This is a genomic window from Sphingomonas sp., from assembly GCF_035490575.1.
Classification (GTDB): Bacteria; Pseudomonadota; Alphaproteobacteria; order Sphingomonadales; family Sphingomonadaceae; genus Sphingomonas.
In genome coordinates this window covers 21,405-41,471 of record NZ_DATJLI010000042.1, presented here as the reverse complement: position 1 = coordinate 41,471, position 20,067 = coordinate 21,405, and the positions used below count along the sequence as shown (strand labels likewise).

At 65.1% G+C, this 20,067-nt stretch carries 21 protein-coding genes and 1 pseudogene; 18 read left to right on the top strand and 4 right to left on the bottom strand.

Annotation, left to right across the window (positions count from 1 at the left end):
• Positions 1–291 (top strand): annotated as a pseudogene (locus tag VL973_RS03040) (ferrous iron transporter B); the annotation flags it as partial.
• Here VL973_RS03040 and VL973_RS03035 read toward each other — a convergent pair.
• Positions 288–467 carry a DUF4169 family protein gene (locus VL973_RS03035; protein ID WP_325282552.1) on the bottom strand — a complete coding sequence of 60 codons (180 nt, stop codon included), beginning with the start codon at positions 465–467 and terminating at the stop codon, positions 288–290. The pseudogene VL973_RS03040 and the gene VL973_RS03035 sit on opposite strands and share 4 nt — an antisense overlap.
• Before the next feature lie 50 nt (positions 468–517).
• On the opposite strand from VL973_RS03035, the gene ssb reads away from it, so the two are divergent.
• Positions 518–1,072: a single-stranded DNA-binding protein gene (ssb, locus tag VL973_RS03030; RefSeq protein WP_325282551.1), complete on the top strand. Its 555-nt coding sequence runs from the start codon at positions 518–520 to the stop codon at positions 1,070–1,072.
• Positions 1,073–1,143: 71 nt separating this feature from the next.
• Complete coding sequence (locus tag VL973_RS03025; RefSeq protein WP_325282550.1) at positions 1,144–1,923, top strand: DUF1206 domain-containing protein; 780 nt, start codon at positions 1,144–1,146, stop codon at positions 1,921–1,923.
• Here VL973_RS03025 and metW read toward each other — a convergent pair.
• The gene (gene metW, locus VL973_RS03020; protein WP_325282549.1) at positions 1,913–2,503 is read right to left on the bottom strand and encodes a methionine biosynthesis protein MetW; all 591 of its coding nucleotides are present in this window, start codon (positions 2,501–2,503) and stop codon (positions 1,913–1,915) included. The two genes, VL973_RS03025 and metW, sit on opposite strands and share 11 nt — an antisense overlap.
• The gene (metX, locus tag VL973_RS03015) at positions 2,500–3,618 is read right to left on the bottom strand and encodes a homoserine O-acetyltransferase MetX (protein ID WP_325282548.1); all 1,119 of its coding nucleotides are present in this window, start codon (positions 3,616–3,618) and stop codon (positions 2,500–2,502) included. Before metX ends, metW begins: the two co-directional genes overlap by 4 nt.
• Before the next feature lie 119 nt (positions 3,619–3,737).
• Between metX and hisC the strand changes: the two genes are divergently transcribed.
• Together hisC and VL973_RS03005 are read left to right on the top strand one after the other, a co-directional pair.
• Entirely contained in the window at positions 3,738–4,835 is a 1,098-nt protein-coding gene (gene hisC, locus VL973_RS03010) for a histidinol-phosphate transaminase (protein ID WP_325282547.1), read from the top strand.
• A complete protein-coding gene (locus VL973_RS03005; protein ID WP_325282546.1) occupies positions 4,832–5,740 on the top strand; it encodes a prephenate/arogenate dehydrogenase family protein in 909 nt (302 codons plus the stop codon). The genes hisC and VL973_RS03005 overlap by 4 nt, the downstream gene beginning before the upstream one ends.
• Before the next feature lie 38 nt (positions 5,741–5,778).
• On the opposite strand, the gene VL973_RS03000 is transcribed toward VL973_RS03005, so the two are convergent.
• Positions 5,779–7,353: a lysine--tRNA ligase gene (locus tag VL973_RS03000; protein ID WP_325282545.1), complete on the bottom strand. Its 1,575-nt coding sequence runs from the start codon at positions 7,351–7,353 to the stop codon at positions 5,779–5,781.
• A gap of 105 nt (positions 7,354–7,458) precedes the next feature.
• On the opposite strand from VL973_RS03000, the gene VL973_RS02995 reads away from it, so the two are divergent.
• The 13 genes from VL973_RS02995 (at position 7,459) to rplB (ending at position 20,062) form a co-directional block, all read left to right on the top strand.
• Positions 7,459–8,349, top strand: coding sequence for a bestrophin family protein (locus tag VL973_RS02995; protein WP_325282544.1), 891 nt, complete (start codon positions 7,459–7,461; stop codon positions 8,347–8,349).
• Between the two features lie 207 nt (positions 8,350–8,556).
• A complete protein-coding gene (locus tag VL973_RS02990) occupies positions 8,557–9,696 on the top strand; it encodes a site-specific DNA-methyltransferase (protein ID WP_325282543.1) in 1,140 nt (379 codons plus the stop codon).
• A 19-nt stretch (positions 9,697–9,715) separates the two neighbouring features.
• Entirely contained in the window at positions 9,716–10,828 is a 1,113-nt protein-coding gene (folP, locus tag VL973_RS02985; protein ID WP_325282554.1) for a dihydropteroate synthase, read from the top strand.
• 236 nt (positions 10,829–11,064) lie between these two features.
• Positions 11,065–12,003 carry a hypothetical protein gene (locus tag VL973_RS02980; RefSeq protein ID WP_325282542.1) on the top strand — a complete coding sequence of 313 codons (939 nt, stop codon included), beginning with the start codon at positions 11,065–11,067 and terminating at the stop codon, positions 12,001–12,003.
• A 263-nt stretch (positions 12,004–12,266) separates the two neighbouring features.
• Positions 12,267–12,638 carry a 30S ribosomal protein S12 gene (gene rpsL, locus VL973_RS02975; protein ID WP_019831557.1) on the top strand — a complete coding sequence of 124 codons (372 nt, stop codon included), beginning with the start codon at positions 12,267–12,269 and terminating at the stop codon, positions 12,636–12,638.
• A gap of 61 nt (positions 12,639–12,699) precedes the next feature.
• Positions 12,700–13,170, top strand: coding sequence for a 30S ribosomal protein S7 (rpsG, locus tag VL973_RS02970; RefSeq protein WP_325282541.1), 471 nt, complete (start codon positions 12,700–12,702; stop codon positions 13,168–13,170).
• 164 nt (positions 13,171–13,334) lie between these two features.
• The gene (gene fusA / locus VL973_RS02965) at positions 13,335–15,428 is read left to right on the top strand and encodes an elongation factor G (RefSeq protein ID WP_325282540.1); all 2,094 of its coding nucleotides are present in this window, start codon (positions 13,335–13,337) and stop codon (positions 15,426–15,428) included.
• A gap of 107 nt (positions 15,429–15,535) precedes the next feature.
• On the top strand, positions 15,536–16,726 hold the full coding sequence (gene tuf, locus VL973_RS02960; protein ID WP_325282539.1) for an elongation factor Tu: 1,191 nt from the start codon (positions 15,536–15,538) through the stop codon (positions 16,724–16,726).
• Positions 16,727–16,912: 186 nt separating this feature from the next.
• Positions 16,913–17,221, top strand: coding sequence for a 30S ribosomal protein S10 (gene rpsJ / locus VL973_RS02955; protein ID WP_007406109.1), 309 nt, complete (start codon positions 16,913–16,915; stop codon positions 17,219–17,221).
• 289 nt (positions 17,222–17,510) lie between these two features.
• Positions 17,511–18,263, top strand: coding sequence for a 50S ribosomal protein L3 (gene rplC / locus VL973_RS02950; RefSeq protein ID WP_325282538.1), 753 nt, complete (start codon positions 17,511–17,513; stop codon positions 18,261–18,263).
• Positions 18,264–18,265: 2 nt separating this feature from the next.
• Positions 18,266–18,904 (top strand): 50S ribosomal protein L4, encoded by a 639-nt coding sequence (rplD, locus tag VL973_RS02945; RefSeq protein ID WP_325282537.1) that lies wholly within the window; start codon positions 18,266–18,268, stop codon positions 18,902–18,904.
• Positions 18,897–19,214, top strand: coding sequence for a 50S ribosomal protein L23 (locus VL973_RS02940; protein ID WP_325282536.1), 318 nt, complete (start codon positions 18,897–18,899; stop codon positions 19,212–19,214). Before rplD ends, VL973_RS02940 begins: the two co-directional genes overlap by 8 nt.
• Positions 19,215–19,216: 2 nt before the next feature.
• Positions 19,217–20,062, top strand: a complete 846-nt coding sequence (rplB, locus tag VL973_RS02935; RefSeq protein WP_325282535.1) for a 50S ribosomal protein L2 — start codon at positions 19,217–19,219, stop codon at positions 20,060–20,062.
• Positions 20,063–20,067: the final 5 nt, after the last annotated feature.

The window sequence follows — 20,067 nt, the reverse complement described above, 5'->3', positions numbered from 1 at the left end:
GAAGTGGCGGTGGCGGCGATCGGCACGGTCTATGCCGTGGATGATGTCGAGGGCGAAGGCGGACAGGCGACGATCCGCGAACAGTTGCAGCGCCGCTGGAGCCTGGCCACCGCGCTCGCCTTTCTCGCCTGGTTCGTGTTCGCACCGCAATGCATCTCGACCATCGCGGTCACCCGGCGGGAGACCAATGGCTGGAAATGGCCGCTGTTCATGCTCGGCTATCTGTTCGCCATCGCCTATGTCGCGGCGGGCATCACTTACTGGCTGGCCGTGGCGGCGGGGCTGGGTTAGCGGTCCTCGCGCTTCGCGCCGTCCAGCCGGGCGTCGCGGCGCGCGTGATCTGTAGCATCGGCCTGGCGTTCGGCCTTGGTCCGGCCGAACTTCACCCGGTTCGCATCGGCAGTCGCAGTGCGTTCGGCCTTTGCCTTGGCCTTGCGCGCGCGGTTCAGGTTTATAAGGTCGCCCATCATTCGAATCCCTCCCGCGCTCACTGCGCGGCATTCCTCTTGGAGTCATCATGGCCGGCAGCGTCAACAAAGTCATTCTCGTCGGCAATCTGGGCCGCGACCCTGAATCGCGGACCTTTTCGAACGGCGGCAAGGTCGTGAACCTGCGGATCGCGACCAGCGAATCGTGGAAGGACCGCAACAGCGGCGAAAAGAAGGAACGCACCGAATGGCATTCGGTCGCGATCTTCAACGAAGGGCTGGCGAATGTCGCCGAGCGGTTCCTGCGTAAAGGCTCCAAGGTCTATATTGAGGGCCAGCTCCAGACCCGCAAATGGCAGGACCAGCAGGGCCAGGACCGTTATTCGACCGAAGTGGTGCTGCAAGGCTTCAACAGCGTGCTGACCATGCTCGACGGTCCCGGCGGCGGTGGTCAGGGCGGCGGTGGCGGCGGATCGCGCGGTGGTGATGACTGGGGCGGCGGCGATGAGTTCGCTGGTCAGTCCTCCGGCCGTGGTGGCGGCGGTTTCGGCGGCGGGTCGCGCGGCGGCAGCCAAGGCGGGGGCCGCTCGAACAACGATTCGGGCGGTTTCGCCGACGATCTGGACGACGACGTTCCCTTTTGATCGCGGTGCCGCGTTGATCCTTTTGGCGTTGCCGGCGTTTCGCTGACGCAACGAGGGAAAAGGGGTTTGCGGTGAAACCGGACGAACGCATCGCGATGCTGGCGCGCGTGGGCTATGTCGCGCGCGCCATCATCTATTTCGCGCTGGGTTATCTGTCGCTGGCGACGGGCCAGGCGGAGGGGACGACCAGCGTGCTGGCGCCGCTGTCCGAGGTGCCCGGCGGCAAGCCGCTGATGGTGGTGCTGGCGCTCGGGCTGGCGGCTTACGGCCTGTTCCGTCTTTACGGCGCGTGGGTCGACCTGGAGGTCGATGGCGACGAGGCCGAGGGTTTCGCCAAGCGCGGCGGCCATATGCTGAGCGGCCTTGCCCATTTCGGTCTGGCTTATGGCGCCCTGTCGCTGTTCGCATGGGGCACGCAGCCCGATGATGGCGCTGTTGGACGCGATGCCACGGCAATGGCGCTGGACCTGCCGCTGGGTTGGGTGCTGATCCTGCTGGTCGGCATGGGCTTTGCCGCCGCGGCGGTCGCACAGGCCAAAAAGGCATGGACTGCCGACTTCATGCGGTTGCTGACCGCGAACGCACCCCATTGGAGCAAGACCGTCGGCCGCATCGGTCATGCCGCGCGCGCCGCCGTCTTCGCCGCCATCGCGTGGACGCTGGTCGACCTCGGCCGGTCGGGCAGCGCAGGGGAGGTAGGGTTTCAGGACGCGGTTGCCAGCTATGCCGGGCGTGGCTGGCTGTTCGACGCGGTGGCCGGCGGTTTGCTGATGTTCGGCGTGTTCAGCCTGGTGATGGCGCGATATCGCGACGTATGCGACACACCGCTGGTCCGCCGCCTTACCGCCTGAGCAGGAACACCGCGTGCTCGGCAAAGAAATTGGCCGCGGCCGGGCGGGCGGGGCGGCCGCTCGACAGGAACCATGCCCCCTCGACGGTCAGGCCGCGGTCATCGACCAACTCGCGGAAATCATCGACGGTCACATGGTGGATGTTGGGCGTTTCATACCATTTGAGCGGCAATAGCGGCGTCACCGGCATCCGCCCGCCCCACAAAAGCGAGCCGCGCACGCGCCAATGGGCGAAGTTGGGAAAGCTGACGAACGCCCGCTGCCCGATCCGCAGCAAGTGATCCAAAACGACGTGCGGGCGCATCGTCGTTTGCAACGTCTGGCTGAGGATCGCGTAATCGAAGCTGCCGTCGGGATAATCGGCCAGGTCGGTGTCGGCGTCCCCCTGCACCACCGATAGTCCGCGCGCGACCGCTGCGGCGACATTGGCGGGGGTGATCTCCAGCCCGCGCGCATCGACGCCCGCCGCATCGCGCAGCGCCGCCATCAGCGCGCCGTCGCCGCAGCCGACGTCCAGCACCCGCGATCCCGCCGCCACATTGCGCGCGATGATCGCCAGGTCGGGGCGAAGGCCGCTCATCGCGGCGCCCCCGTTTTCAGAAATCCGTCGACCACGCGGTTCAGTTCCGGGCTGTCGAGCAGGAAGGCATCGTGGCCGAAGGGCGACGACAGCTCGACAAAACTGGCCGCCGCGCCGGCCGCGTGCAGCGCCTGCACGATTACGCGGCTCTCGCGCGTCGGATACAGCCAGTCGGTATCGAAGCTGACCAGGCAGAAACGCGTCGCCCCGTCCCGGAACGCATTGGCCAGCGTGCCGCCATGTTCCTCCGCTAGGTCGAAATAATCCAGCGCGCGGGTGATGTAGAGATAGGCATTGGCATCGAACCGGTCGGTGAAGGACAAGCCCTGATAGCGCAGATAGCTCTCGACCTGAAAATCGGCGTCAAAGCCGAACGACTTTGCCTCGCGCGCTTGCAGCCGCCGCCCGAACTTCTCGGTCAGACCGGCTTCGGACAGATAGGTGATGTGCGCCGCCATCCGCGCCACCGCCAGCCCGGCCGCGGGCGGTGCGCCGTCATAATAATCGCCGCCGCGCCAGTTGGGATCGGCCATGATCGCCTGCCGCCCGACTTCGTGGAACGCGATATTCTGGGCTGAATGGCGCGCGGTCGATGCGATGATGACGGCGGCGGCGACCCGTTCGGGGAAGGTCGCGGCCCAGCTGAGCGCCTGCATTCCCCCCATCGATCCGCCGACCACCGCCTTCAGCCGCCGCACGCCCAGATGGTCGAGCAGCATCGCCTGCGCGCGCACCATGTCGCGGATGGTGATGACCGGGAACGCCATGCCCCATGCCCTGCCCGTCGCCGGGTTGATGGAGGCCGGACCCGAACTGCCCATGCAACTGCCCAGCACATTGGCGCAGATGACAAAATCGCGTGCCGGATCGATCGGCTTGTCCGGCCCGATCATGCGCGTCCACCAGCCGGGTTTGCCCGTGACCGGATGATTGGAGGCGACATACTGGTCGCCGGTCAGTGCATGACAGACCAGCACCGCATTGCTGGCATCGCCGTTCAGCGTGCCGTAGGTTTCATAGGCGATATCAAGCGGCGACAGCAGCGCCCCGCCGTCCAGCCTGAGCGGGCCGGGCAGGGTGATGCGACGATTCTGGCCGAAGCGGGGGTCCGACATGGGCCGCAGCCCCTAGCCGAGCGCGAGGGCGCAGGGAAGGTGGCATGGACATGGCTTGCGCGAGGGGGGCCGCTCGCGCCCCTTGCGCGCGGGGGCCGCCAAGGCCTATCGGCTGGCACATGACCGCACCGATCCCCAAGCCATGGGTCATGGCCATCGCGCCCTATGTCCCCGGCCGTTCAAAGACCGATGACGGGCGACAGGTCGCCAAATTGTCGTCGAACGAAAACCCGTTGGGCACCGCGCCTGAGGCGCGCGCCGCCTTTGCCGAGGCGGGGCAGACGCTGGAGCGTTATCCCGACGCTGGCGCCGGCGAACTGCGCGAAGCGATTGCGGCGAAACACGACCTCGACCCCGCGCGCGTCATCTATGGCACCGGGTCGGACGAGGTGCTGCATCTGGTCGCCGGCGCCTATGCCGGGCCGGGCGACGAGATCATCTTCGTGCGCTATGGCTTTGCGGTGTACGAAATCGCGACGCGACGCGTGGGCGCGACGCCGGTGGTGGCACCCGACCGCGATTATGCGACCGATGTCGATGCGATCCTCGCCTGTGTCACGCCCGCGACCCGCGTGGTGTTCGTGGCCAACCCCAACAACCCGACCGGCACTTTCGCCGCGCGCGACGAGATTGCCCGCCTGCACGCCGCGCTGCCGCGCGAGGTGATGCTGGTGATCGATCAGGCCTATGCCGAATATATCGACGCGGTGGAGGACGACCACGCGCTCGAACTCGCGCGCGCCGAGCCGAACGTCATCGTCACGCGCACCTTTTCCAAGATCTATGGCCTTGCCGCCGAGCGCATCGGCTGGGGCTATGGCCCGGCGGCGGCGGTCGAGGCGATGCATCGCATCCGCGCGCCGTTCAACCTGACCACCGCCGGGCAACAGGCGGCGATCGCCGCGCTGGCCGCCGATGATTTTGTCGACGCCAGCCGTGAGCATAATGCGACATGGCGCGCATGGCTGACGCAGGAAGTCGAGAAATTGGTCAACTCCGGGCTGCGCGCGGTGCCGTCCAGGGCCAATTTCGTGCTGGTCCTGTTCGAAGGGCCGGTCAGTGCCGAGACGGCGTATAAGGCGCTGATGGAAGCGGGCTATATCGTGCGCTGGCTGCCCGGTCAGGGGCTGCCCCATGGTCTTCGTATCTCGATCGGCACGGCGGCGGAAACGCAAGGGGTGATGGCGGCGCTCCGCGGAATCGTCCTGGGCGAATGAGCGATTTCGCGCGGGTCGCCGTCATCGGGCTGGGGCTGATCGGATCTTCGGTCGCCCGCGCGGTTGCCGCGCGGTTGCCGGACGCGCGCGTCGTCGGCCACGACGTCGATGCGACGGTGCGGGACACGGCGCGTAAGATCGGACTGGGCCACGCCATCGCCGATACTGCGGCCGAAGCCGTCGCGGATGCCGATCTGGTGGTGCTGTGCGTGCCCGTCGGCGCGATGAGCGCGGCGGCGGCAGCCATTGCCGATACGTTGCCGCAGGGCGCGATCGTCACCGATGTCGGATCGTGCAAGGCAAGCGTGGTCGAGGCGCTGACCACCGCGCTGCCAGACCATGCCATCGTCCCCGCGCATCCGGTCGCGGGCACCGAGCAGAGCGGGCCGATGGCGGGCTTCGCCACTTTGTTCAACCATCGTTGGTGCATCCTCACCCCGCCTGAGGGCACCGACCCGGTCGCGGTCGAGCGAGTCGCCGGTTTCTGGCGCGCGCTGGGCGCCGAGGTGGAAACGATGGCCCCCGATCATCATGACCGCGTGCTGGCGGTGACCAGCCATCTGCCGCACCTGATCGCCTATACCATCGTCGGGACGGCATCCGACCTTGAGGAAGTCACCCAGTCCGAAGTCATCAAATATTCGGCTGGTGGCTTTCGCGACTTCACGCGCATCGCCGCCAGCGATCCGACGATGTGGCGCGACGTGTTCCTGGCCAACCGCGAAGCGGTGCTGGACATGCTCCAGCGCTTTTCCGAGGATCTGGCCGCGTTGTCGCGGGCGATCCGCTGGGGCAAGGGCGACGAGTTGTTCGACCACTTCACCCAGACGCGCGCCATCCGCCGATCGATCGTCGAACAGGGTCAGGACGACGCGCGCGCCGATTTCGGGCGCTCGCACGAATAACGGTCGGCGCCGCCCCGCGTGGGGCGGTGCCGCTGCTCTTACCGTGCCAGCGCGTCGGCGATCAGGCGGCGGGTGTTCGCCACGCCATACAGCGCGATGAAGCTGCCCATGCGCGGTCCCTGGCTGGAGCCGAGCAGCGTCTCATACAGCGCCTTGAACCAGTCGCGCAGTTGTTCGAACCCGCCGGTCTTGCCGATCTCGTAAACGATGTTCTGAATGTCCTCCGCGCCCGCGGTTTCGGGCAGCGCGGCGAGTTCGGCGTCCAGCCGTTCCAGCGCGGCGACCTCTCCCCCCTGCGGCGCGCGGCGCACCGGCTTTTCGGCGACGTCGCGGACATAGGCGATGGCATGGCCGATCAGCGCGTCGAGCGCGGAATAGCGCGCTGGGCTGGCATCGGCGACATAGTTGGTCAGATAACCCCAGACCTGTTCCCTCGTGGCCTCACCCATCACGCCGATCAGGTTGAGGAGCAGGCCGAATGTCACCGGCAGCGCCTCTTGCGGGGGCGGGCCGTTGTGGATGTGATGTACCGGGTTGCCCAGCCGCTGTTCGACCGGCTGCGCGGCATAATTGCCGCGAAACTGCCAATATTCGTCAATCGCGCGCGGGATCACGCCCAGGTGGAGCTGCTTGGCCTTTTTCGGCTCGCGATAGGCGTAGAAGGCGAGGCTCTCTTCCGGGCCATAGGTCAGCCATTGCTCAAGGCTGAGACCATTGCCCTTGGACTTGGAGATCTTCTGCCCGTTCTCGTCGAGGAACATCTCGTAGTTGAAGCCCTCCGGCGGGCGGGCGCCCAGCACGCGCGCGATCCTGGACGATTGCGTGACCGAATCGATCAGGTCCTTGCCCGACATTTCATAATCGACGCCCAGCGCGACCCAGCGCATGGCCCAGTCGACCTTCCATTGCAGCTTGGCCTGGCCGCCCAGCACCGATTGCTCGATCCGCTCGCCCGCGTCCTCGAACGCAATCAGCCCGGCCTCGGCATCGACCACCTCGACCGGCACTTGCAGCACGATGCCCGACGTGGGGCTGATCGGCAGCACCGGCGAATAGGTCGCGCGGCGTTCCTCGCCCAATGTGGGCAGCATGACGCCCATGATCTTGTCATAGTGGCGCAGCACCGCGCGCAGCGTATCGTCGAACCGGCCGCCGGCATAATAGTCGCTGGCGGAGGCGAATTCATATTCGAAGCCGAACCGGTCCAGAAAGTCGCGCAGCATTGCATTGTTGTGATGCGCGAAGCTTTCGAACTTGCCGAACGGATCGGGCACGCGCGTCAGCGGCTTGCCCAGATGTTCGGCCAGCATCTCGCGGTTGGGCACGTTGTCCGGCACCTTGCGGAGGCCGTCCATATCGTCGGAAAAGGCGATCAGCCGCGTCGGCTGGTCCGACAGTGTCTCGAACGCGCGGCGCACCATCGTCGTGCGGAGCACCTCGTTGAAAGTGCCGATGTGCGGCAGGCCCGACGGACCATAGCCGGTCTCGAACAGGATTGGCGCGTCGCCGGGTTTGCCGTCGGGATAGCGGGCCAGGATCTTGCGCGCTTCCTCATAGGGCCAGGCCTTGGAAACAAGCGCGGCTTCGCGCATTTCGGATGTCACATTGGGCATGGCCCAGTCCTCTAGCGACGGCAACGCTTCCTTACAAACATCACCGGAACCTTTCGTGTAGGCACCCCTTATGTTGCACTGCATGAAACAGGTCAGCCAACGCACATGATCGTCAACAACACCCCCCGCATGAGCCAGATCATCATCGAGGTCTGGAAACCGCTAGCCGTGCTGTTCGTCTGGGACGTGATCGTCACGGCATTCTATATGACGAGCAGCTTTCGCGCGCCGTCACTGCCGCTGACCATCTTCGGCACGGTGCTGGCGCTGTTCCTGGGGTTCCGGGTCAATTCCGCCTATGAACGCTGGTGGGAAGGGCGCCAATTATGGGGCCTGATGATAAATGCCTCGCGCAATCTGGCGCGTGCGGCGATTGCGTTCCTGCCCGACGACCCGCCGCGCGGACGGGACCTGAAACGTTCGATCGCGCTACGTCAGATCGCCTATGTCAACGCGCTGCGTTGTCAGCTTCGGCGGCTGGGCGAATGTCCAGAAGTCTATGATCTGCTGTCGAAGGATGAGGCAGACGAGGCGATGGGCCGCGTCAACGCCGCCAACGGATTTCTGGACGGCACCGCCAAGCGGATCGAGCAAGCGCGCCGCGAGGGCTGGATCGACACCATCCAGCAGACGCAGATGGAGCGCATTCTGGTCGACATCGCCAATGCCCAGGGTGGCATGGAGCGGTTGAAGAACACACCGCTGCCAATGCAATATCGCTTCTTCCCGTCCTTTTTCGCGCGCATCTTCTGCCTGTTGCTGCCGATCGGGCTGGTCGAGACTCTGGGTTGGGCAACGCCGGTCGGATCGACGCTGGCCGGGTTGATGTTTCTGGCCGCGTTGCAGATCGGCGACGATCTGGTCGATCCGTTCAGCAATACCGTCCATGATCTGCCGATGAACGCGATGTGTCGGACGATTGAGATCGACCTGAAACAGGCGATCGGTGACGCCGCGCCCGAGCCGGCAAAGCCGTTCAAGGGCGTGCTCTGGTGATATTGGCGACGATGTGAGTCTGCCGCGCCACACCGCAATGGCTGGTGTGCGCGGCGGCACTTGGCGACCCATATCTGGTTGCGGACTCGTAATGTTCGGATCGGCGCCAGCGATTCCAGGCCGTTACGTTAACCACTTCGCCCTTGACGCGAGCGTCGCTTTGGATTCCCGATGCGCGTCCAGAGAGGCGGGGGGACGCAAGCGAACATGTCGGTCATCGAAAAGATCAAGCGCGCACCTGTGCGCCGCAAGGCGGCAAAGGCCGCGCCGGCGCCATTGCCGCTCGACACGATCCTGCGCGACGATTGCGTGGCGGCGATGAAGCGGCTGCCCGATGCAAGCATCGACTGCATCTTCGCCGATCCGCCCTATAACCTCCAGCTCGGCGGGGAATTGTTCCGGCCCGATGGCAGCCATGTCGATGCCGTGACCGACGATTGGGACAAGTTCGACACCTTTGCCGCCTATGACCGGTTCACGCGCGCCTGGCTCAAGGAAGCGCGCCGCATCCTGAAACCCAATGGCACGATCTGGGTGATCGGCAGCTATCACAACATCTTCCGCGTGGGCAGCGCGGTTCAGGACATGGGTTTCTGGATCCTGAACGACATTGTGTGGCGCAAGTCGAACCCGATGCCCAATTTCAAGGGCACGCGCTTTACCAACGCGCATGAAACGCTGATCTGGGCGTCGATGGGCGAAAAGGCGCGCTACACCTTCAATTATCGCAGCCTGAAGACGCTGAACGACGAGCTTCAGATGCGCTCCGACTGGGAGTTCGCGATCTGTTCGGGCGGGGAGCGGTTGCGCGGTGATGACGGCGCAAAGGTGCACCCGACGCAGAAGCCGGAGGCGCTGCTGTATCGGGTGATGCTGGCGTCCACGCATCCCGGCGATGTGGTGCTCGACCCGTTTTTCGGCACCGGCACGACGGGCGCGGTGGCGCGGCGACTGGGGCGGCGCTTCATCGGGATCGAGCGTGAACCCGCCTATGTCGCGGCGGCGGAGGCGCGCATCGCCTCTGCCCTGCCGCTCGACGAATCGCTGCTGGTGACGATGCAGGCCCCGCGTAACGCCCCGCGCGTGGCGTTCGGAACGCTGGTCGAAAACGGCCTGATCGCGCCCGGCACCGTGCTGACCGACAGCAAGCGCCGCTGGCGCGCGACCGTGCGCGCCGACGGATCGGTGGCGGGGGAAGCGGGCGAAGGCTCGATCCACAAGCTGGGCGCGATGGTTCAGGGCGCGCCGTCGTGCAATGGCTGGACGTTCTGGCATCTGGACAAGGGTGGCGCGCTGGCGCCGATCGATACGCTTCGCCAGCAATGGGTATTGGCGACGCAGCCGTGATGCGGGAAGGGTGGCCCGTATGACCGACCTGCCGCCCCCCGACGCCCGGCTTTATCTTCGTCCCGTCCAGTGGGTTGATTCGCCGATCGGGCTGGACGGACGCGTGGCGCGGCTGGCGGGCGGATTGCAGTGGTTCGCGGCCTATCAGTTGATCGCGGTGGTCGATGGTCGCCGGGTGATGCAGCGCGTCGTGCCGGTCGAGGCGTTGGATGCGCTGGTCGCGGGTGCGTCCGACGCGCAGGCGACACGGCTGCGCGAACTTGCGATGCGGATCGTCGCCCCCCGCCCGCCGATCCGGGCGGGCGAGCGTGTGCTGCGCTTCGATCAGCCACAGGTCATGGCGATCCTGAACCTGACACCCGACAGCTTTTCCGATGGCGGGCGGCATGACGGTGATCCCGCACGGGCGGCGGCGCGCGCGATCGACATGGCTGCGGCGGGCGCCGCGATTGTCGATATTGGTGGCGAATCGACGCGGCCCGGCGCCGCGACGGTGTGGGAAGGCGACGAGATCGCGCGCGTCGTCCCGCTGATCGAGCGGCTGGCGCCCACCGGCACCCCCATTTCGATCGACACGCGCAAGGCCGGTGTGATGGAGGCGGCGCTGGCGGTGGGGGCGCATATCGTCAACGATGTTGCGGCGCTCGCCTATGATACGCGCGCGCTCGACGTCGTGGCGCGCGCAGGGTGCCCGGTGGTGCTGATGCACGCCGCCGACGCACAGCGCGGGGCTGAGGGTGCGATGCGGACCGACGACCCGCTGATCGAACTGTTCGACTGGCTGGAGACACGCATCGATACGGTGGTCGCCGGGGGCGTCGACCGTGCGAACATCATCGTCGATCCGGGTATCGGTTTCGGCAAGGCGCTGGCCGACAATCTGGCGATCCTGAACGGCCTGTCGCTGCTGCACGGGCTGGGTTGCCCGGTCCTGCTGGGCGCAAGCCGCAAGCGCATCGTCGGCGCCTTGTCCAACGAAGCGCCGGTCGACCGGCGGCTGGGCGGATCAGTCGCGCTTGCGCTCAAGGGCGCCGAGCAGGGCGTGCAGATCATGCGCGTGCATGATGTCGAGGAGAGTGTTCAGGCGCTTCGCGTGTGGCGAGGGCTGCGCGACGCGGCATTGGTCGGCTGACGCGAAACACGCGAATCACGTATTCGTCGCGGCCAAGCCGCGGTGGAGAAGCACGCAGGACACGAAAATCGCGCCTTTTCCTGTCGATCAGACCCATCCGAAACGGACCAGACGATCATGGTTTATCCGGGCACCATTTGTTCTGATCGGTCCATAATGAAGTTACTGGGACGTTAGCGTTTCCGATAATTACGACAATATAGCAGCGGTTCGAAACAATCAGTCGGGGGAGCGACGTGGGAGAGAATTGGACCAGCTATGCCGATGCGTTCGGCGGTGACGAACCGGTGTGCATCGCGATCGGCGACGGCGATGGCGCGCAGGCGATGGTTGAGGCTGCCCGCGCGAGCGGCGCGCGGCTGGCGGCGCAAGTGACGCTGGCCGAAGGGCCGGCGCGGTTGCGGTTGCAGGCGCGCCTGCATGTCGTCGCGGTCGATATTGCCAGCGGCATGGACGACATCGCCCTATCGGCGCTCGACGCGGTTGCCGATGCTGCGCGTCGTCATGATGCACGCGTGATCGCGAGTTTCCCGCCGGACGCGATCGATTGGGTGGTGTCGGCCCTCGACAGTGTCGACGCCGAACTGTTGTGCGATCCGGGCGCGCTGGAACGCGTCGCGGCCTTTGCCCTTGCCGCGCCGCCGCGCTCGGTGCTGCGTGACGCCGCGCGCGACGCCGAACAGCAACGGCTGCGCCACCTGAACGGGGAAGTGGCGCGCATTGCCGAGACGCTTGCCCGGCTGGCGCGCGACGATTTCGCGCCGGTCAACGTCGTGGTCGGCGAGCATTCGCCGCCATTTCGCGCGGCGCCGGAAGAAATCGAGGCGGGTGTCGACGCCGCGCAGGTGCGCGCGACGATCCGCGCGCGCCGGATGCGCGACCAGTTTTTCGAAGCCGGGCTGTTCGCCGATCCCGCCTGGGACATGCTGCTCGACCTGTTCGCCGCGCATCTGGAACATGCGCGGGTGTCGGTGTCCAGCCTGTGCATCGCCGCCGCGGTGCCGCCGACAACCGCACTGCGCTGGATCACGACGATGCGCGAGGCGGGCCTGCTCGACCGGCATGATGATCCGTTCGACCGGCGCCGTGCCTATGTCGGCCTGACCGAAACCGCGCTGTCGGCAATGCGGCGATATTGCGGGGCGTTGCGGCGCGCCGGTCTGGCGATGCCCTGATCGCCGGCGGCGTCGGATATCGGCACCGGCGCCGACAAATCGCCCTGCCGACCGCGAAGGGCTGCACCGGGGTGCTGTTGACCACCTGTCGATGCGGGCGTATAGGCCCGCCGGTTCGCGTCGGGGTCTTTGCGATTCCCGACCGGGCAAGCGCTGAACGTTGCTGGAGACGTCAAAGGCCTGGGCGCGCGCGTCCGGGTCGTTTTCGTATTCTCTCGTGAATGGCTCCAGCAAAGTAACCAAGTCGAAAGGTGAAGGGCTTCATGCCGACGATCAACCAGCTGGTCCGCAAGGGCCGCGAACCGCAGAAGGCCAAGTCAAAGGTCCCTGCGATGGAGCAGAACCCGCAGAAGCGCGGTGTCTGCACGCGCGTTTATACGACGACGCCGAAGAAGCCGAACTCGGCGCTTCGCAAGGTGGCCAAGGTTCGCCTGACCAACCAGCGCGAAGTCATCTCCTACATTCCGGGCGAAGGCCACAACCTGCAGGAGCACTCGGTCGTGCTGATCCGCGGCGGCCGCGTTCGCGATCTTCCCGGCGTGCGTTACCACGTCCTGCGCGGCGTGCTCGACACCCAGGGTGTCAAGGATCGCAAGCAGAGCCGTTCGAAATACGGCGCCAAGCGTCCCAAGTAAGCAGCCATAGTAGGCCCCGGACAGGTTCCGGACCGGCCGAAGTTCAAGAAGGAAGTCTGAGATGGCACGTCGTCGTCGTCCCGAAAAGCGGGAAATCCTGCCAGATCCCAAGTTCGGAGATCAGGTTCTGTCGAAGTTCATGAACAGCGTCATGCTGGACGGCAAGAAGGCCGTTGCGGAGGGCATCGTCTATTCGGCGCTCGACACCGTTGAATCGCGCGCCAAGCGCGATCCGATCGGCGTTTTCCATGACGCGCTGAACAACATCAAGCCGGGCATCGAAGTCCGCAGCCGCCGCGTCGGCGGTGCGACCTATCAGGTGCCCGTCGAAGTGCGGCCCGAGCGCGCGCAGGCGCTGGCGATCCGCTGGCTCATCACCTCGGCGCGCAACCGCAGCGAGAACACCATGTCGGCGCGCCTGTCGGGCGAGCTGTTGGATGCCGCCAACAATCGCGGCAACGCGGTGAAGAAGCGTGAGGACACGCACCGCATGGCGGAAGCGAACCGGGCCTTCTCGCACTACCGCTGGTAACCTATATCGGGGGCGAGGTTCCGGCTTCGCCCCCAATACCGTCGGTTTTCGGATGCCGTCTCTCGCAATGTGCGAGCCGGTGGCTACACAGACCGCACGGATGGGGCTAAAGGCCCCCGCAATTCAGTCCGCACCCGCCGCCAGTCGGCACCAGGAGTAAGATCATGGCCCGCAGCCATCCGCTCGAGCGCTATCGCAACATCGGCATCATGGCGCATATCGACGCCGGCAAAACGACGACGACCGAGCGCATCCTTTATTATACCGGCAAGTCCTACAAGATCGGCGAAGTGCATGAAGGCACCGCGACGATGGACTGGATGGAGCAGGAGCAGGAGCGTGGCATCACGATCACGTCGGCCGCGACGACCTGCAAGTGGAAGGCTGAGGATGGTCAGGGCGAAGAGCATCTGATCAACATCATCGACACGCCCGGACACGTCGACTTCACGATCGAGGTCGAGCGTTCGCTGCGCGTGCTCGACGGCGCGGTCGCGTGCTTCGACGGCGTTGCCGGTGTCGAGCCGCAGTCGGAGACGGTGTGGCGCCAGGCCGACAAATATGGCGTGCCGCGCATGTGCTTCGTCAACAAGCTGGACCGCACGGGCGCGGATTTCTATTTCTGCGTGCAGTCGATCATCGACCGCCTGGGCGCGAAGCCGGCTGTCCTGTATCTGCCGATCGGCATGGAAGGCGGCTTCAAGGGCCTGGTCGACCTGGTCGAGAACCGCGCGATCATCTGGCTCGAGGAGAGCCTGGGCGCGAAGTTCGAGTATCAGGACATCCCCGAAGACCTGGCCGAAAAGGCTGCGAAGTATCGCAGCGAGCTGATCGAGATGGCGGTCGAGCAGGACGACGACCTGATGGAGGCGTATCTCGAGGGCAACGAGCCGAGTTCGGCCGACCTCAAAAAGCTGATCCGCAAGGGCACGCTCAACATGTCGTTCGTGCCGGTGGTGTGCGGCTCGGCGTTCAAGAACAAGGGCGTGCAGCCCCTGCTCGACGCCGTGGTCGATTATCTGCCCAGCCCGCTCGACGTGCCCGCGATCAAGGGCGTGAAGCTGGACGGCGAAACGCCGGACGAGCGTCCTTCGTCGGACCAGGCGCCGTTCTCGGCGCTGGCGTTCAAGATCATGAACGACCCGTTCGTCGGCACGCTGACCTTTGCGCGCATCTATTCGGGTATCCTGACCAAGGGCGGCTACCTGAACTCGGTGAAGGACAAGAAGGAAAAGATCGGCCGCATGTTGCTGATGCATGCCAACAGCCGTGAGGATATCGAGGAAGCGCGCGCCGGCGATATCGTCGCGATCGCGGGTCTGAAGGAAACCACGACCGGCGACACGCTGTGCGATCCGGCGAATCCGATCATCCTGGAGCGGATGGAATTCCCCGAGCCGGTGATCGAGCTGTCGGTGGAGCCGAAGACCAAGGCCGACCAGGAAAAGATGGGTCTAGCACTTAATCGCCTGGCCGCCGAGGACCCTTCGTTCCGCGTGTCGACTGACCATGAATCGGGTCAGACGATCATCAAGGGCATGGGCGAGCTTCACCTGGAGATCCTGGTCGACCGCATGAAGCGCGAGTTCAAGGTCGAGGCGAATGTCGGCGCGCCGCAGGTGGCTTACCGCGAATATCTGGGCAAGAAGGTCGATATCGACTATACCCACAAGAAGCAGTCGGGCGGCTCGGGTCAGTTCGGTCGCATCAAGGCGAGCGTCGTTCCGGGCGAGCGCGGTTCGGGTTTCCAGTTCTTTGACGAGATCAAGGGCGGCAACATCCCGCGCGAATATATTCCGTCGGTGGAAAAGGGCTTTCGTGAAACCGCGCTGACGGGTTCGCTGATCGGCTTTCCGATCATCGACTTCGAGGTCCACCTGACCGACGGTGCGTATCACGATGTCGACTCGTCGGCGCTGGCGTTCGAAATCTGTGCGCGCGGTGCAATGCGTGAAGCGGCGCAGAAGTCGGGCATCAAGCTGCTCGAGCCGGTGATGAAGGTCGAGGTCGTGACGCCTGAGGATTATCTGGGCGACGTGATCGGCGACATGAACTCGCGTCGTGGCCAGATTCAGGGCACCGACACGCGCGGAAATGCCCAGGCAGTGACCGCGATGGTGCCGCTGGCGAACATGTTCGGTTATGTGAACCAGCTCCGTTCGTTCACGCAGGGCCGCGCGAGCTACTCGATGCAGTTCAGCCACTATGAAGAGGTGCCCGCCAACGTCGCCGAGGAAGTCAAGGCGAAGATGGCGTAACCAGCCCGGCGCGGAAGCGCTGGCATTATCGGAAATCAGCCGCTATGGGGCCGCCTTCTCGCGAGTCCCCATCGTGGCCGGGAAATCGAATCAGAAGGTAGGGAAACATGGCGAAGGCAAAGTTTGAGCGGAACAAGCCGCACCTCAACATCGGCACCATCGGTCACGTCGACCATGGCAAGACGTCGCTGACGGCCGCGATCACCAAGGTTCTGGCAGAGACCGGCGGCGGCGTCGCCGTCGACTTCGCCAACATCGACAAGGCGCCCGAAGAGCGTGAGCGCGGCATCACCATCTCGACCGCGCACGTCGAGTATGAAACGGCCAACCGCCACTATGCCCATGTCGACTGCCCCGGCCACGCCGACTATGTGAAGAACATGATTACCGGCGCAGCGCAGATGGACGGCGCGATCCTGGTCGTGTCGGCCACCGACGGCCCGATGCCGCAGACCAAGGAGCACATCCTGCTCGCCAAGCAGGTCGGCGTGCCGACCATGGTCGTGTTCCTCAACAAGGTCGACATGGTCGACGACGAGGAAATCCTCGAACTGGTCGAGATGGAAATCCGTGAAGAACTCTCGAAGCGCGAGTTCGACGGCGACAACATCCCGATCATCCGTGGTTCGGCGCTCGCCGCGCTGGAAGACAGCGACAAGAAGCTGGGTCACGAAGCGATCCTGGCGCTGATGGCTGCCGTCGACGAATCGATCCCCGAGCCGGATCGTCCTCTCGACAAGCCGTTCATGATGCCGATCGAGGACGTGTTCTCGATCTCGGGCCGCGGCACGGTCGTGACCGGCCGCGTCGAGACCGGTATCGTCAAGGTTGGCGAGGAAGTCGAGATCGTCGGCATCCATGACACCCGCAAGACGACCGTCACCGGCGTGGAAATGTTCCGCAAGCTGCTCGATCAGGGCCAGGCGGGCGACAATGTGGGCGCGCTGCTGCGTGGTGTCGGCCGTGAGGACGTCGAGCGGGGCCAGGTGCTGTGCAAGCCCGGCTCGATCAAGCCGCACACGGATTTCAACTCGGAAGTCTATGTGCTGTCGAAGGATGAAGGTGGCCGTCACACGCCGTTCTTCGCCAACTATCGTCCGCAGTTCTATTTCCGCACGACCGACGTGACCGGCACGATCGAACTGCCCGAGGGCACCGAGATGGTCATGCCGGGCGACAACGTCGCGCTGGGCGTCAAGCTCATCGCGCCGATCGCCATGGACGTCGGGCAGCGCTTCACCATCCGCGAGGGCGGTCGCACCGTCGGCGCAGGGGTTGTCAGCGCCATCGCGAAGTAATATAGGCGCAAGTCTTCGATCGCGGCGGGTTTGCTCGTCATGATTTTGGAAGCGGCCGAACCGGCAACGGTTCGGCCGTTGCCTTTTAATGAGGGCGCCGCACTTCGGCGCGGCCCCATTTCGTTAGTCGCGTAGAAACAGCACGAGCTCCGTCAACGGGCCCGCTCTTTCGCATTGGTAGGGAATATGGACAGCAATATCCGCATCCGCCTTAAGGCGTTCGATCATCGCGTGCTCGACCAGGCGACCGGCGACATCGCCGACACCGCCCGACGCACCGGCGCACTCATTCGTGGTCCGATTCCCCTGCCGACGCGGATCGAGAAGTTCACGGTCAACCGTGGCCCGCACATCGACAAGAAGTCGCGCGAGCAGTTCGAGGTTCGCACCTACAAGCGGATGCTCGACATCGTTCAGCCGACGCCGCAGACCGTCGATGCGCTGATGAAGCTCGACCTCGCAGCAGGCGTTGACGTCGAGATCAAGCTGGCGTAAAGGCCCGGCTTCTCAAGCGAGACGAGATTCGGCCTTTTCGTCGCTGGTGATTCGCTCACCGGATGAATTGGCCTCGCTCCCCGGTTTCAGGATCGGGTGAGCCGCGGGGTTTGTGACCTCAAGCATATGGGATACCGCCGGCGACCTTTGTTGCCGGGTCAGCGTCCCCCGTCGCGTCCGGTTCGCCGGACATCCAGCCCGGGGCGGGGCCGCTTTAAAAAATCAATTGGGCTGGGCACGCCCGCGTCGGAATCAACCGTCGCGGGCCTCTGTATAGGAGCAACTGGTCATGCGCACTGGCGTGATCGCGAAGAAAATGGGGATGACCCGCCTGTTCCAGGATGACGGCCGCCACGTGCCCGTCACCGTCCTGGCGCTTGAGGGCGTTCAGGTGGTCGCGCACCGCACTACTGACCGCGACGGCTATATCGCGCTGCAGATCGGCGCGGGTTCGGCCAAGGCCAAGAATGTCGCCAAGCCGCAGCGCGGTCACTTCGGTAAGGCCGAAGTGGATCTGAAGGCGCAGCTTTGCGAGTTCCGCGTTGCCGAAGACGCGATGGTGGATGTGGGTGCCGAAATCGGCGCCGACCACTTCGTCGCTGGCCAGCTGGTCGACGTGTCGGGCCGCACGCAGGGCAAGGGCTTTGCCGGCGCCATGAAGCGCTGGGGCTTCGGCGGTCTGCGCGCCACGCACGGTGTGTCGCTGAGCCACCGTTCGCACGGTTCGACCGGCAACCGCCAGGATCCGGGCAAGGTCTTCAAGAACAAGAAGATGGCCGGGCACATGGGCGACCGCGAGCGGACGCAGCAGAACCTGGAAATCGTTTCGACCGACGTCGAGCGTGGCCTGATCTTCGTGAAGGGCTCGGTGCCCGGTCACAAGGGTTCGTGGCTGGTCGTCAAGGATGCGGTCAAGGTCGCGCGCCACAAGGATGCGCCCTATCCCGCCGGCCTGCGTCAGGTCGCCAACAACAATGATGCCGCTGCCGACACGCCCGCCGAGGGTGAGGCGCCTGCGGCCGCCGAAGGCCAGGAGGGCTGAACGTGAAGGTCAAGGTTCAAACCCTTAGTGACTCTGGCTCAGCCGCCGAAAAGGGCGAGATCGAGCTGAACGATACCGTGTTCGGTGTCGAGCCGCGCGCAGACATCCTGCACCGCGTCGTCACCTGGCAGTTGCACAACCGCCGTGGCACAGCGCGCCCGACGCGTGAGCGTTCGGACGTTGCCCGCACCGGCAAGAAGTTCGGTCGCCAAAAGGGCGGCGGTACGGCTCGCCATGGTGATCGCCGCGCACCGATCTTCATCGGTGGTGGTAAGGCGCATGGTGCGCGTCTTCGCGATTTCGAGTCGAGCCTGAACAAGAAGGTTCGCCAACTCGGTCTCAAGATGGCGCTGTCCAGCCACGCGGCTGCCGGCACGCTGATCGTGCTCGACGACCTCAAGGTCGCCGATGCCAAGACCAAGGCGATGACCGGCACGCTGGCCAAGCTGGGTTTCGGCAAGACGGCGTTGGTGATCGACGGCGAAGCGGTTGAGAACGGCTTCGCGTTGGCGACCCGCAATCTGTCGGGCGTGAACGTCCTGCCGGCGATCGGCGCGAATGTTTACGACATTCTGAAGCATGACACGCTGGTGCTGACGCGCGCCGCGGTCGAGAAGCTGGAGGCGCGCTTCAATGGCTAAGAAGGGCAAGACGGCGATCGACGCGCGTCATTATGACGTGATCGTCGCTCCGCACATCACCGAAAAGGCAACGCTGGTCAGCGAAGCCAATGCGGTGGTGTTCAAGGTCGCCAACGACGCAACCAAGCCGCAGATCAAGGCCGCCGTCGAGGCGCTGTTCGATGTGTCGGTGCTGGGCGTCAACACGATCGTCCAGAAGGGTAAGACCAAGCGCTGGAAGGGTGTTCCCTACAAGCGTTCGGACATCAAGAAGGCGATCGTGACGCTGAAGGACGGCGATTCGATCGACGTCACGCAGGGGGTCAACTGACCATGGCGCTGAAGAACTACAATCCGACGTCGCCGGCGCGTCGCGGCCTGATCCTGGTCGACCGCTCGGCGCTGCACAAGGGCGGCCCCGTCAAGGCGCTGACCGAAGGCAAGCGCAAGACCGGTGGGCGCAACAACAAGGGTCACGTGACCTCTCGCGGGATCGCCGGCGGCCACAAGCAGCGTTATCGCATCGTCGATTTCAAGCGCCGCAAGTGGGATGTCGAAGGCACCGTGGTCCGTCTGGAATATGACCCCAACCGCACGGCGTTCATCGCGCTGGTGAATTACGGCGCCGAAGATGCGCCGGACTTCGCCTATATCCTGGCGCCGCAGCGTCTTCAGCCGGGTGACAAGGTCGTCGCCGGGAAGAAGACCGATGTGAAGCCGGGCAACGCGATGGAACTGGGCCAGATGCCCGTCGGCACCATCGTCCACAATGTGGAGATGAAGCCGGGCAAGGGCGGTCAGATTGCACGTTCGGCCGGCACCTATGTGCAGGTCGTCGGTCGTGATCGCGGGATGGTGATCGTTCGCCTGAATTCGGGCGAGCAGCGTTATATCCGCAGCGACTGCATGGCGACCGTTGGCGCAGTGTCGAACCCCGACAACGGCAACACCAACCTTGCCAAGGCCGGCCGCAACCGCTGGCTGGGCAAGCGCCCGCTGACGCGCGGCGTTGCCAAGAACCCGGTCGATCACCCGCACGGCGGTGGTGAAGGCCGGACCTCGGGCGGCCGTCATCCGGTCACGCCCTGGGGCAAGCCGACCAAGGGTGCCCGCACCCGCCACAACAAGGCGACGGACAAGTTCATCATCCGTAGCCGCCACGCGAAGAAGAAGGGCTAACCGCA

What these genes read in the sequence shown, in the direction of transcription:
- VL973_RS03035 (WP_325282552.1), bottom strand. Translation starts at nt 467, where the DNA reads ATGGGCGACCTTATAAACCTGAACCGCGCGCGCAAGGCCAAGGCAAAG.
- tuf (WP_325282539.1), top strand. Translation starts at nt 15,536, where the DNA reads ATGGCGAAGGCAAAGTTTGAGCGGAACAAGCCGCACCTCAACATCGGC.
- folP (WP_325282554.1), top strand. Translation starts at nt 9,716, where the DNA reads ATGACCGACCTGCCGCCCCCCGACGCCCGGCTTTATCTTCGTCCCGTC.
- VL973_RS03000 (WP_325282545.1), bottom strand. Translation starts at nt 7,353, where the DNA reads ATGCCCAATGTGACATCCGAAATGCGCGAAGCCGCGCTTGTTTCCAAG.
- rpsG (WP_325282541.1), top strand. Translation starts at nt 12,700, where the DNA reads ATGGCACGTCGTCGTCGTCCCGAAAAGCGGGAAATCCTGCCAGATCCC.
- VL973_RS03005 (WP_325282546.1), top strand. Translation starts at nt 4,832, where the DNA reads ATGAGCGATTTCGCGCGGGTCGCCGTCATCGGGCTGGGGCTGATCGGA.
- rpsJ (WP_007406109.1), top strand. Translation starts at nt 16,913, where the DNA reads ATGGACAGCAATATCCGCATCCGCCTTAAGGCGTTCGATCATCGCGTG.
- fusA (WP_325282540.1), top strand. Translation starts at nt 13,335, where the DNA reads ATGGCCCGCAGCCATCCGCTCGAGCGCTATCGCAACATCGGCATCATG.
- ssb (WP_325282551.1), top strand. Translation starts at nt 518, where the DNA reads ATGGCCGGCAGCGTCAACAAAGTCATTCTCGTCGGCAATCTGGGCCGC.
- VL973_RS02990 (WP_325282543.1), top strand. Translation starts at nt 8,557, where the DNA reads ATGTCGGTCATCGAAAAGATCAAGCGCGCACCTGTGCGCCGCAAGGCG.
- rplB (WP_325282535.1), top strand. Translation starts at nt 19,217, where the DNA reads ATGGCGCTGAAGAACTACAATCCGACGTCGCCGGCGCGTCGCGGCCTG.
- metX (WP_325282548.1), bottom strand. Translation starts at nt 3,618, where the DNA reads ATGTCGGACCCCCGCTTCGGCCAGAATCGTCGCATCACCCTGCCCGGC.
- rpsL (WP_019831557.1), top strand. Translation starts at nt 12,267, where the DNA reads ATGCCGACGATCAACCAGCTGGTCCGCAAGGGCCGCGAACCGCAGAAG.
- VL973_RS02940 (WP_325282536.1), top strand. Translation starts at nt 18,897, where the DNA reads ATGGCTAAGAAGGGCAAGACGGCGATCGACGCGCGTCATTATGACGTG.
- hisC (WP_325282547.1), top strand. Translation starts at nt 3,738, where the DNA reads ATGACCGCACCGATCCCCAAGCCATGGGTCATGGCCATCGCGCCCTAT.
- metW (WP_325282549.1), bottom strand. Translation starts at nt 2,503, where the DNA reads ATGAGCGGCCTTCGCCCCGACCTGGCGATCATCGCGCGCAATGTGGCG.
- rplC (WP_325282538.1), top strand. Translation starts at nt 17,511, where the DNA reads ATGCGCACTGGCGTGATCGCGAAGAAAATGGGGATGACCCGCCTGTTC.
- VL973_RS02995 (WP_325282544.1), top strand. Translation starts at nt 7,459, where the DNA reads ATGATCGTCAACAACACCCCCCGCATGAGCCAGATCATCATCGAGGTC.